Consider the following 13653-nt stretch of genomic DNA (forward strand, 5'->3'; position numbering starts at 1 on the left):
TTCTACAAGACTAGGAATATCTATCGCAGCATTTTTCCGCTTCGTTTGGAGATGCGTTATATCCTTCATGCAGACCGGAGGAATTTTCACTTAACTTTAATCTCGCGATTTTAATTAGTTGGCGTGGACCATTCAATTCACCCCCTCTTATTTCATTTCGTCGTAAATCCACCAGAATCGCTGCGATATCCAGTTAATCCCACCTTACACCACGAGCCGGTCAAGGGGTAGGTTAAAAATCATACCTATTTGTTCAAAAATCAGTGGTGATTGTTATCGCGACGCCGGGAGATTTCCGGAAGCATCAAAGATAGACAAAAGACCGCCACTCGGGACGATTGACAAAGTGAAGTTTGTCATTGGACCCTTGCGGCGGTCTATTGCATGCTGCTAAATTAATTCTTTTAACTTAAAATACTATACCTTACAACGTCTCCGTACTGAGCGTAAATCCTTCGATCACGGCGTCTTCGTCAACCTCAATTAAAATACATCGTTTTCCTTGATAATTCACCTGTTTCACGTACTTTAAATCTTGCGGACTGATCGTAATCGTGGCTACCTTCGTATCAATCTTAATTGATTTCGAAGTGAACTTCGGAATGACGCTGCTTGCTTTGATTTCGTAGTTTTTGTCGTCGACAACATTCTGGAATGCCCGTTCTACCTTTTCCCTCGTCACGTCCTCCACGCCGCTCACCGCCAGCATGCGTTCCACATCTTTATAATCCAGCTTCGGAGGCTCTTCTTCCTCGTTGGATTCGATGACCCGATGAATTTCCTCGTACACTTGAGCGATCGTTGCCGCATCCAGGTGTTCGCCTGCCACTTCCTTCACGATATCCTCAAAAATGGCTCTCTCTTCTAACGCCGTTACGGTCTTCTCGGCATTTAAGACTTGATCGATGAAGGCCACGTTGGGTTCATTCGCTCTCCCTGAGCAATATAGAATACGATTAACGTCGGAATAGTTGTCCGTCACACTAGGGTAGAAAAAACCTTGCTCTGGCGTGTTTAATTTAATGATCGGATCTACGAAGACATTATACTTAAATTCCCTCTCGACGTAATCAAACATGAGCGTTTTCCGCTGTTGCTCTGTGGAATTCACGCTGCACAGAATGAACAAATTCGCGAACATTTCGTCCTTTTCGCTCTGTTCGGCTTCATCGTTTCTCGCCTTGGTCGGGCGGGAATATTGTCCGCGAACGAAAGTAATCACCGTATCCTGTTCGTATACGGTATCTACCAACATTTTGTCCACCAACAAGAGCATTAAGTCCTGCCATTCTTGCGCATTGCCGGTTATCAAACCTTGATGAAGAAGCACCTGTGTAGGCTCTTCCGCTTCCTCTTGAAATTTTAACTCGAACATCTTCTGATCTAATTCGCCGGTCAGCAGTTTTTTGAAATTGGCCATATATAACTCCTGCTTCTCCCTGTCCAATAGGGCGAATGGCTGGCGCTCATAGTGGTAGATCTCGTTGCTTTCCTTCATAATATACACGTTAAAAATATCGAAAAGTTTAAGCATCTCGTGATCTAATTTAAATTGCTTGCGAATATGTGCGATTTCTTTTTTCATCATGAGCCGTCGGTCATCTCCTAAGAAGTGAAATTGCTTTACCAGAATAAACTCTATTTTCGGATACAAGAGGACTTGGTCAATCGTAAGGAATACCAGGAAACTTGTCAAGGGAACAGAGACATACTGTCGCTGATCACGCTGATCCATTTCCTCAACAAGATCAATTGCACGATAATCGCTCCTGAAAAAACAACAAACCGGAACTCCAACGGAGTTCCGGTTCATATACCCACCTATCCAACTTCACTCAAACGCCTATCCCGAACATACAAAAGTTATATCGAATTAAGGAACATGAACCGGACCAAATAACGTCATGGGTATCCCTAACTCATCTTTTAAATTAAGTGCCGGATAGTAGCCGGCTCCATACTTCAGCTTAGCTGTATAGGAAATATTTTGCTCGAAACGGAGTATAACGGCCAGCCGATTTTCTGAAAGAATAGATGCGACGGGCAGACAGACCTGGTCTGCCAACTCGATCTGGAAACCGAAGACTCTATTAACTTGCTGAAATGAGCCGTTCAATCCCGTAAAATGAACCATCAATTCCGTACGATCGGCATTCCATGTGAAGGCACTTGCGCGTGGGCCTGTTGGGCGGCTCTCGCTATAAGCCAGCCTTAACGCTTGCCATGCGAATCGTTTGCCGATCTCCTTCAAAGAAGAGGCATCCAGATGAATAGGATCGGAAAGTGTAGCATCCGCCGTTGATACAAGAGCACATGGCTCCAAGTTCTGCTCTAGACGTAATTGCTCGTGTTGAATAAAGTCCCACCAACATTCATGCTGTTTATCCCACGAATGAAAGTGTGCCAGTTGCGCATAAATAAAAGGCAACTGAAGCTCCTGTAAGTCTTCTCTCAGTCGTTGGACGAACGCCTCCATTCGCTGTGCATACATCGGAGCCTGCTCCGAATTGGCATCGCTCTCTCCCTGATACCATAAGCAACCTGTCACTTTGCCCCCGGTTGCTTTAACCCGGCGCAGCATGGCCCCGTATAAGGAGTTTCCTTCCTGCTCCCGCAGCGCTGGGTCCCATTGTGTCATCCTTGTTCCCCCATGTGCACAAACGATGAGTCCGACGGGGACACCGGTATTTCGCAGCAATTCTTTGCCGAATGAAATGCCAAGGCTTGCCCCGCGCGACCTGGTCTGCCGATCCTTGATGCGCGCCTCTGGTAGATTTTCATCGGGAACGCTCCAATGTACAGGATCCACGGCTTCAAAATACCAACACATAGGGTCCTCCGCTATGCCCCAACGGTCATCAAGGTAGAAGCAGCTCACCCCTTCCTGTGGCTCTTCCACTTCAAGAAGCGTGCCGCAGCCTTGCATATTCGATTGACCGGCAAGCACCCAGAGATCTCCAACGAAGACAGGCTCCACTTTCGTCTCAGCTATTAGCTCTTCAGTTGAGCTATCGCGAATGCGAAATTGCAGACAATGGCTTCCAGCAGACAGCCCAGTCAGAACACCATCGAACGATTCTTGATCACGGATCAATCCTGCATATATCCAGTCTCCGTCCATCGCGGTTCGTACTTCCACATGTCCATTAGCTGGCAAAGTAAACCTTAATGAATAAGTCAATTCGGCTAGCCCCATCGTATTGCGCTGATACACCCTTTGCGGACTTGGTCCTTCTACCCGCATTCCAACGGGTTCACTCTCCATTCTCTCGGCATCTTGTTTAAGCGATTGTTCCATTTTTCTCTCCCCCAATTAATAAAGGAAGCAGCCCCATCGTGCACCGCTTCCCTTTGTCATTATTGCTTTATTTACCTGTATTGATTTTTTTAATAAATTCATTCATTTGCTTCACATAATCGGCACCGCCGTTTTTGTACCAACCAGCTAACAGCGTATCGAATTCACTAGCCGGAACCTCACCGATCAGAATTTTCATCGTTGTTGTATCCCATGTTTTTTGGAAATCCATATAATTTGGCTTTTTCGCAGCTTCCGGCTGGAAACCAAGATCCATACCAGGAACAACCGTGTCTACCGACTTTTTCAGCCATGGTTTCACTTGATCCACGACATCCTTAGGAGTTCCTGTAGTGATGAAGAATTCTGTATCATTCGCTCTTCGCATAGAGTTACGACGAATATAGAATTTCGGTGGCGACACAATCGCTTTCTTCTCAGTACCCGTTATTGTGTAATCCGAGCCTTCATACCCATCGACGACAGTCGGCCACATGTCATCCGAAATCCATGAATCAAACAAATCCACTACTTTTTGAGGATTCTTTGCATTTTTGGTAACGGCCCAGAAGCCCCATAGTCCTGTCGGACTTGTCGCCAGATTACCGCCCTTAACTTCACCTTTTTCATTCTTCACATGAACAAAAGTCAATTCCGCATTTGGCTGCTGCTTTTTCAACTCGGGAAGATGCCAAGTGTAGTGTCCTGCGAAGCCAGGATAAACTCCAGTCAATCCGCGCCAGAAGCGTTCACGCTGTTTCGTCCCGTCGTTCGTCGCCGAATCTGGGTCGAAGACGCCTTCTTTGTAGAGCCTGCCCGAGAACTCGAGGGCCTTTTTGAAGGCATCCCCTTTCTGATCATACATGGCGTTCATATATTCATACTCGCCGCCTGCTGTCTTCTGCCAACCCAAGAGACCAAATGGTCCCGTTAAAACCGGATCCAGCACCTTGCGTGCGTTATATGCCCCAGCATATCCGTACGTATCGTTTTTCCCATTTTTGTCAGGATCGTTGAAGGTGAACTTCTTCAAAATGTCTTCAAACTGCGCAATCGTTATTTCCGCATTTTCCGGAGCCGAAAGACCTACATTCGTGAGCCAATCTTTCCTTATCCAATACCCGTCATTGCGAACGACTGAGGTCCGTGGAATACCATAAATCTTTCCATCCTGGTTAACTTTCAGCTGATCCCAAGAAGCTTGGTACGTATACTTGTTCAAGTTGGCAGCTGACTTCAGATAATCGGTTACCGGAACAATGATGCCATCACGAACAGCGTTCTGGAAAGCCTGATCCGTCGTATTTTCGAAGAAAACAATGTCTGGATATTCGCCTGATGCGAGCATGAGTTGCAGCCTCTCTTTATACCCTGTAACCGGTGGAATATCAAAAGTCAGCTTCACGTTGTTCTTCTTTTCCAACTCCGCAATAAACTTGGCATCTGTTACCGATATTTCTGGTTGGTCGTGCATAGCCATGATTTTCAAAGCTACTGGACTTGATGATTGTGCCGGTTGCGTGCTTGCTGCCGTTGAACCTGGGCTTGGATCCGTTGAATTTGAAGCACAAGCCGTTAACAGCATCATACCTGCAAGTACAACCACCATTCCTTTACGTTTCTTACTCATTTCTAATACCCTCCTCTAAGTAAAGCTGAACTATAGTGCGGGTTTCCCCGATGACTATCCTTTGACTGAACCTAACATGATCCCTTTAACGAAATACTTTTGCAGAAAAGGGTAAACAGATAATATGGGAATCATCACAATCATCAGAGTGGCGTACTTTAAGGTTTCACTTGTCACCTGCTGAGAGCCCGTCTCCGCGGCATTCGATTGCTGAGCCATCATACTAGCCGCTTCAATCACCTCACGCAGGTAGAGCATGAGCGGCCAATTCGTTACACTCCGAATGTAAATGATCGCATTAAAAAAGTTGTTCCAATAGCCTACCGCTGCGAACAAACACAAGGTCGCGATAATTGGCATCGATAAAGGAACGATAATCCGAAATAAGATATAGGGATCCGATGCGCCATCCATTCGTGCTGCTTCCTCCAGCTCCTCGGGCAGCGATTCAAAGAAATTCTTCATCAGAATAAGACTGAAGCCTGAGAACAAGGCTGGCAGAATTAAAGCTGCAAGGGTATCTAGCAGCCCCAGCGAGCGCATCAAGTAATAATTGGGAATCAATCCCCCGTTGAATAGCATCGTGAATACGATGAGCACCATGAGAAGCTTTCGACCTTTGAGCACACTTTTGGACAATGGATATGCCGTGATGATATATAAGAAAATGCCAATGCTTACTCCGCAGATCGTAACAATCACTGTATTCAAGTAGCTTCTCCACAGTAGTGCACGCGACATGATCTCTTGATAAGCAGCTAAGTTGAACTCATGCGGCCAGATCATCATTGGATTATTAACGTAAGCCGAGTAGGAACTCAGGGAAACTGAGGCTACATTGATAAACGGATACAGCATAACCACACAGATGAGCGTGAGCAGCGTATAGTTGATGGCATCGAAAAGCTCTAGTTTCTTAATGCTCATGTACTCTCACCTACCAAATTTGTTTTCCGAACAATCTTGCAATCCGATTCGCCGCTAGTATGAGAACGAAACCGATCACAGCTTTAAACAGTCCTACTGCTGCAGCGAATGACAATCTGCCGTCGATTAAACCAATTCGGTACGTATACGTCTCGAAGACATCGGCCACCTCGTAGGTCATTGGATTATACAAAAGGAATACTTGCTCGAAGCCATTGTCAAGAATGTTGCCGAGCTGCAAAATGAGCAGGACGACGACCGTCGTCGTAATACCCGGCAATGTGATATAGCGGATTTGCTGCAGTCTGGATGCCCCATCCATTTTGGCCGATTCATACAAGGAGGGATCGATACCGGTCATTGCAGCTAGATAGATGATGGTTCCCCACCCAACTCCTTTCCAAACTTCAGCCGATACGAGAATCGTTCTGAAATACTCCGGCTTTAACAGAAAAGAAATCGGCTCATAGTCCAAGGCTTTAATCAGAAAGTTGACCGGTCCCGTTGATGGCGATAAAAAATTAATGATCATCCCTGCGAGCACGACCCAGGAAATAAAGTGAGGCAAATACAGGATCGTCTGAGATATTCGTTTGAACATGAGATTTCTGACTTCATTGAGCATGACGGCCAATAGGATAGGAGCCGGAAATCCGAACAATATCTGATAAAAGCTAATGATTAACGAGTTGCTTAACACTTTGTAAAAGTCACGTGATTGAAACAAGTAGGTGAAATTCTCAAAGCCTATCCATTTGCTTGCCCATATTCCCCGAACTAAGCTGAAGTCTTTGAAGGCGATAACAATTCCGAACATGGGAATATATTTGAAAACTAGCAAATAAAGCAGTCCCGGTATCAAAAAGATATACAGCCATTTGTGATGCTTAAAGTGCTTCAAGGTCGCACTTCTTCGTTCTATCTGCCTTGAGGTGATATGTTTTTCCACAGTTATGTCCAAACGCTTCACTTCCTTTCTTCCGTAACGATCATTCTGGTTGTATGCGGGTCGATTCTGTATGGCCGCTCAACACTGTGAAAGCGGTTACAAACGAGGTGAACACCTTCCGCATGATGAATGTCCACCCCGATGGGTACATGCCGAAACGTACATTCATCAATGACGATGTTTTTGTTATAGTAACCCTCAAGTCCCTCCGAACGAATGCCAATGCCGCCAGTTACTCCGCAACGGGGCGTATAGCCGCAGTTATCAAAGCTGCATCGGCGAATTGCAATTCCCTTCGGATGGCCACCCTCGTAAAATTCAGTCCACTCGGCACCAATTATAATGCCGGCATTCATTAAATTCTCATAGGAAACGTCCTCAATGGTAACCTGACTGTACTTCACGATATGTCCGCTGCCAGCTATATTACGAAACACGGAATGTTTCATCGTATAAGCGTTTAGCTCCCAGCAGGATGGGACAGCATGCGCGTTCAGGTCCAGTTGCAAATCCACTGGTTCTTCACATTCGATCAAGTAATAGTGACCACCATTGCCATGACCGTCCGGTTTCCAGGATCGAATCGCATTCTCCATCTGTTCTTCGCCGTTATAGAAGGTAAGTCGACTGCCATTCCGAAGCGGAGCATAGCTCCATTTCGCCCAGAGGCGCAGGCGATGGCGATCAATCGCCTTGTCAACCAAGAGGAACGTGCTGTGCATGTTCTGACCGTCCATCCGCACACCCTCTACAAACATGTGCTCGATCTCAAAATCACCTTCACACTTATAAATTTTCCACGCATCTCTTGGCGCTGTGAACAGCAGCTTCCCTTCCGGTTGAAATCGCACACGACTTGCTTTCACGCCATCGCAGCATTCTGTCTGCATCGCAAACCCGTTCGAGCTAACCGTGTGCAGATTGTCGAGCTTCAAATGATGGCATTCCTTGAACTGCACTTGAAACTCCGTATTCGCTCCAAAATGCCATGATAGCCCTTCGCCAATGGCTACTTTCTCAGCAACATCAGGGCTTTCAAGCCTCAACCTGCATCCCTCGCCTCCTTCAATGCTTCGCCAATTGACACCTGCGCCCTTGCCGTAAGTGACACTTTCGCCAACCAGTGCGCCAGCTTGCAAATCAAAGCGATTTGCACAGAAGCACGCCATGCCATCTATATATGGATTGCTTTCAAATACCTCTACGACAACGAAATCATCCCCTTTGTCGACGATGACTCCAGCACTGGAATACGCTGGCTCCCTCGAAAATTTCAAGTTTCGCAGCTGCAAATTGGAGCAGCGCTCTGCCCATAAGATAGCAGGCAAATAGACTTCGTTTTCTCCTTTGTGACAACCAACTAGCATTGATGCCGGATTGCCACCCTCATCCACCGCGCCTTCAAGCGTCAAGTCATGCGTATCGCGAATCCAAAGATGTCTGCGAGCCCAATTCTGATGCTCCGTTTCCCTATCTGTCACATAGCTATGCAGGTAGTATTTTCCAGGATCAAGCAGTACGCGCGATTTTCCATTCGCAGCAGCAAACGTTATAGCCCTTCGAAGCGCCTCAGCCTGATCAGATGGGTCATCCGGTACGGCTCCAAAGTCCCTGGCAAGTACACAGTTCTGTGAATCTTGTTCTGTTACATTCAGCATGTTATAGCACCTTCCTAGATAACGAATTACGGTTTAACCAAATTTTGTTCTACTAGCTGCTTGTTAGCTGCTTCCATGTATAGATCATAATGATAGGTGTTCTCCAACGTGTGAACGAAATCGTCATACTCCGAAATCGGCCGTTTATTGTAAATGAATTTGAACGTCTCCTCCATTATGTACCGATTCGCGTCCGTAGCATTATATCCAAGCGGCAGCTCGATAAAAGCGTCATAAACCTTCAACCTTGGCTGCTCAATCGCGAAACGATAATAAGGTTCGGCATCTGGGAATTTCGTTCGTAAATAGGTCATTTCATCACGTCCGACTAATTGGTACAAGTGCGAATATACAACATCATGAATTTGATTGGTTGCCGTAATGGTATCCCCATCCAATTGATAGTGAATGCCAGGGAGTCCATACTGCACAAGACGAGAACCCTCTGTAGAGGATAAATAATTCAGCAGTTCCATAACCTTCTTCATTTTTTCCGATTCTTGTTGAAGCGAAGCAGGCATAACCAGCATGCTGCGTGCACCCACGTCGTCATAACCGTTATAGGAGCCTCCCGGTCCTATTGGCGCTTGTATTTGAACCCATTTTGCTTGCGGCTGCAAGGCACTAATTTGTTTAGCGGCATCGCTATTCACCACGATTGGCCAATTGATATTCAGCAATCCAACCTGTCCTTGATAGGCTTTATCTTTCTGTTGTCCTTTCGTATTCGCCAGAAAATCGGGATCAACGACACCTTGCTGGACCATGTCATTCATAAACCGAAGCGCTTGCTTCAGACGAGGATCGTAGATGGAGTTCATAAGCTTTCCGTCTTTCAAATAAAACTTGCCTGGATACGTAGTACCGTAGGCTCCGAATATTTGATCCAGCGCATTAAATTGTGGATTGCCGGTAAAACCGTAAGTATCGTTTTTACCATTTTGATCTGGATCCTTCTCGGTGAATGCTTTCATAAGCTGAAGCAGTTCGACGAGTGATATCGGTGCCTGCATGTCAACCTGTTCCAGCCAATCTTGACGCAGCCACAAGGTGAATTGTGATGCAGGCGGTACCTTCGGAATCCCGAACACCTTACCTTTGAACGTCCCCGCCGCCATCGCCTCTTCTCCACCGACAAATTGCTTCGTCGCTTGAAGCTGATCCACATAAGGTGATAGATCCAATAAACTACCCTGCTGTGATAGCTTAATCATATCCCTCCGATCCACATAAAACAGATCTGCAGAAGTGTTGCTCGCTAAGCGAAGATTGCGCTGATTCCTATAATCTTCGTCCCCCACAACTGCTGTTATTTTCAAATCAATACCAAGCTTTGTATCTAGCTCCTTCTTAATCATATCCATGGCCGGATCGGTTGGCAGGTTGTTAATTGCGCTTACCAGCACCTCAATCTTCACCCCTCCTCCGACTTGATTGTTCGCATCAGATGAGTTCGGGCTCGCAGACTGTTGATTACAGCCGGCTAAGTTTATGGCCAAACATACGCATATCACCAAAGCGGGAATCGATTGCCATCGTTTCAAGTCCATAAATCTCTCTCCCTCATTGCAATAAAAGTGATGCTATACGTCTATTGTACAGTCTACGAGCCCAAATAGCCTTTCAACATTTCATAAAAATCTTCAATATTTCAATACACTTGCCGGATCGGTTGGATCATTCGTAGTAGGAATGAACATCACCGCATCCGCACGTAGGTATCCCTTATCCATGGCAGTCATCGTAACGGATGCTTCCACTTCTTGTGTAAAGTGATAAGTGCCGAGCGATATCCACTGCTGGCCTCCCAGCTTCTGATCGACCATGACGGACGTTGCTCCACCCGCATGCTGCACAGTGTAAGATGCTTGCGTTGTACTATTATGAAAGGACGGATTCCATATCCGGACTTCGTAGTTCCCCTCCGATTCAACAGCCTTGCTCCAATTGGCTTGATCGCCTATATTCCTTGTAAATCTGGTGTCATTGTCGTCATAACCGAAAGCGTCTGATGAGGAAGACCAAGTACCTGTTTCCGAATAGCCTGGATCTCCGTTGTCTACGATAACAGCATCAAGAGGTGCGTCCAATCCATAATCCTTCGTGTAAAATTTGAAATAATCATAGGTTACTTCTGCAGGCAGTTGATCATCCGCGACAGGAAGTTTATACACCAATGATGTCAACCATAGATGCTGACCTCTTCCTTGCGTTCCCGCTCCATGCGGTCCGGGATAGAATTCTTCTCTGAACATTTTACCATCCACATAAAATTTAATTTTTGTCGGAGTCCACTCCATTCCGTAGGTATGGTATCCATCCGAGGAGTCCACTTCCTTGTACGCGGTATATGGCACATAAGTCAAATGAGCATCTCCAGGCCACCAATAATGACCCGCTGTCATTAATCCATCCGGGTGTGAAGTATCAATCTCAAAGCCGTCAATTTCATTTACTTGATAGTCCGTTGATGGTGAGTAGAGCTGATCCCCATCAAGAACGGATACACGCTGATTCAAGCCCGCAATCCAAAAGGAGCTGTGAAACCCTTCCTTGTTCCATTGCTTAAATCTGGTTTCATAGTAACCATAACCCAGAAGCGGCTTGGTGATGATGCCTCCGCCGGAATAGGATTTTCCGCCGCTGCCAGCAGGCTCCTTTTTCAAAGCGATTCTAAGAAAGCCATCCGATACAGACACATTTTCCTTCTTATTCTCGGTATACGCATTGCTTCCAATTCGATAGTACCACTGATCGTTATTCAGCGCAGAGCCATTAAATTCGTCCTCAAAAGCAAGCGTATAGCCGGATCCCGGTACAGACGGCACCAATTCAATATGCAAATGATAGATGATCTTGCGACCCCCATCCTGGGACGTAACCTCGATGGGAACGGTTCTGACTTGGCCGAATAAAGATTCTTTGGTAACAAGTAGGCTATTTTGAATTTGACCATCCATTTTTAATGTCTGACCTAGGGCGCTCTTCACCGGTGTTACTGTAATGTCTTGATCCGTTACGATCGTATAATCGGTTAGATAAGGATCAAATGAAATAAGCCCGTTTGTTAATAACATGTTGGATAACCGTTCATAATTCTCACCAGGTTCGTCCGTGGGTGGCGTCGTCCCATAAATTTCAAAGGAATAAAGCCCGGTAAATACCAAATCTTTGGCTTTATCCGCATAAAATCTCACGTATCTGGCTGTCACTTCAGGGAAGCTGACGCTTTCAATCGAGGAAGGCTTTGCATGGCTGACATAAGCATCCTGCCATTGCATGCCATCGTCCGAATATTGAATTTTGAAATTTTGCATGTCTGTGTAGTTGTAAAATGCAGCAACCGCCCGATTAAACGATGTATGACGGCGTAAATCTACCTCCAACCAGACATACGGGGTGCCATCTGCCAGCACGTTCCGCCATTCGGTGGCCCCGTCGCCATCCACAGCTTGTTTCCCCGGCGTCAAATAATATTCCTGAGAAGCTTTAGCCGGTTTTCCACTCGTATGATTCCCTTTACCTACCGTAAGGTTATATTGCTTCTTGATGGAACGATCCTCCGCTTGCACTTCGACTTGAATGGTTTGAACACCATGTGCCAGCGTGATCGGTAAAGAATCTGTACCGCTATTTATCAGATCACCGTTTACGGAAAAGATCGCCTTCGAATCATTTGGCTCTGCCGTTACGATAATTTCATTCACTCCCGCCGGAACCTCATAGGCATATGTCATCAAATCGGGCTCAAAGCCTGGCGATTGATTTTGTCCAGGCATAGCATTGTAGCCTCTCGTCAGCTCTTGACCGTTGATCTGTAATTTTCTCAGCGTTGCATCCGCATTCTGACGGTAAATATGCAGCATATACGTCTGCGTATAAGCTGGATCTTGAGCTATGACCTTCACTTCAATCTCATTATTTCCCACAGTTAAATCAACAGGCACCGGTTGTTCAGAGTTGAATACTGCTCCGTTCACCAATACATATGCGGCAGCATCAGCTGCTGTAGGAAGGATAGAAATGGATGCGCTCTCATAATAAGCTGTATACGTATACGTGGTCACACTTGGGTTAAACCCCTGCAAGGGAACCCCATTCAACTGCAAAGCGCTTAACTGTGTATTCGTGTTGTTGCCAGTGGAACGCTTAACGATAACGTGATAGGGTTGCATGTAGCTCGTATTTTCCGCTTGAACGATAATTTGAATGTCATTATCGCCAACGCTAAGTGGAATGGGCTCACTTGAATTTCCACTATTTACAACCGAACCATTTACCTTGATTTCGGATGTTGGGTCTGTCGCTGTCGGTGTAATTGTTATCACTTGAACGGAATTACTAACAAGGTATGTATATGAAGTTACTGTAGGCTGTAAAATCGAAGCGCTGCCTACTTGAAGATGACTGAGCGTATGGATTCGCGATGGCAGCTTCTCGAACTTCACTGAATCCGAGTTGAAATAACCGGTTGGTCCTCCCGGGTCTCTGGATAGCTTCACATACTCCTCCCCCGTTCCTTGAAAATCAAAAATGCCAACCTCTACCCAACCACCAGCTGGAGCCGCATTATCATATGCCGTCTTGGTTGACTCTCCATTCCGATATACCTCGGTCATTAGTCTCGCACTTGCCGCCGTTCTTTGAACAACCCATACGGATACGCGATATGTCCCCATTGTAAAACCCTGCTCGCTTAAAGATGGCGTGTACGTGGCGTAGGCTGTATTCGTATTGGCGTTCTGCGAGCCCTTCGCATAGGCAAGTGTGCTTTTGACACCGCCGCCCAGCATGCCCGAGCTGGAATAGCCCTTCGTCGTCGTGGGCAGTCCACCTACGCTATTGGACGCCCCATCATTATCGTTATCGATAATGATGGTTTGTTGCACAGCTTCTGATGCATAGGCTTGATTAGCTCCAAATGCTTCAAAAATGCCGCCTATCCCTGAAGCCATTAGAAGCACTAGTACAAGAAAGCCGTAAACCGTACGTCTGAACGATTGATACATGACAAATCCCCCCTATTTTCCAATGAATTCGAATAACATCCTCATTATCACTTCATTTGATCCATCACCTGTATTCAAAATTTATTAAAATGCTTCAAAATTCAACGAAGTTACCTTTTACACTAACTTTCACTCGAAAAGCCTTTATAATGGAGAGGAGAAGATCGGTTTAGGGGGACATC

8 protein-coding genes are annotated in these 13653 nt (G+C 46.0%); all 8 read right to left on the minus strand.

Features of this window, described 5'->3' with window-relative positions; all coding sequences use genetic code 11:
• Nucleotides 1–424: 424 nt before the first annotated feature.
• The 8 genes from AC58UW_RS01350 to AC58UW_RS01385 all read right to left on the minus strand — a co-directional run bounded on the left by AC58UW_RS01350 (nt 425) and on the right by AC58UW_RS01385 (nt 13471).
• Entirely contained in the window at nt 425–1588 is a 1164-nt protein-coding gene (locus AC58UW_RS01350; protein ID WP_497418924.1) for a DUF4317 domain-containing protein, read from the minus strand.
• 285 nt (nt 1589–1873) lie between these two features.
• A complete protein-coding gene (locus tag AC58UW_RS01355; protein WP_497418925.1) occupies nt 1874–3298 on the minus strand; it encodes a sialate O-acetylesterase in 1425 nt (474 codons plus the stop codon).
• A gap of 67 nt (nt 3299–3365) precedes the next feature.
• A complete protein-coding gene (locus AC58UW_RS01360) occupies nt 3366–4928 on the minus strand; it encodes an extracellular solute-binding protein (protein ID WP_497418926.1) in 1563 nt (520 codons plus the stop codon).
• Nucleotides 4929–4982: 54 nt separating this feature from the next.
• A complete protein-coding gene (locus AC58UW_RS01365) occupies nt 4983–5855 on the minus strand; it encodes a carbohydrate ABC transporter permease (protein ID WP_497418927.1) in 873 nt (290 codons plus the stop codon).
• A 10-nt stretch (nt 5856–5865) separates the two neighbouring features.
• On the minus strand, nt 5866–6804 hold the full coding sequence (locus AC58UW_RS01370; RefSeq protein WP_497418928.1) for an ABC transporter permease: 939 nt from the start codon (nt 6802–6804) through the stop codon (nt 5866–5868).
• A gap of 17 nt (nt 6805–6821) precedes the next feature.
• Complete coding sequence (locus AC58UW_RS01375) at nt 6822–8462, minus strand: hypothetical protein (protein WP_497418929.1); 1641 nt, start codon at nt 8460–8462, stop codon at nt 6822–6824.
• A 26-nt stretch (nt 8463–8488) separates the two neighbouring features.
• Nucleotides 8489–10012, minus strand: a complete 1524-nt coding sequence (locus tag AC58UW_RS01380; RefSeq protein ID WP_497418930.1) for an extracellular solute-binding protein — start codon at nt 10010–10012, stop codon at nt 8489–8491.
• Nucleotides 10013–10105: 93 nt separating this feature from the next.
• Nucleotides 10106–13471 carry a cadherin-like beta sandwich domain-containing protein gene (locus AC58UW_RS01385; protein ID WP_497418931.1) on the minus strand — a complete coding sequence of 1122 codons (3366 nt, stop codon included), beginning with the start codon at nt 13469–13471 and terminating at the stop codon, nt 10106–10108.
• Nucleotides 13472–13653: the final 182 nt, after the last annotated feature.

It is taken from the genome of Paenibacillus sp. J22R160 (genome assembly GCF_059692135.1).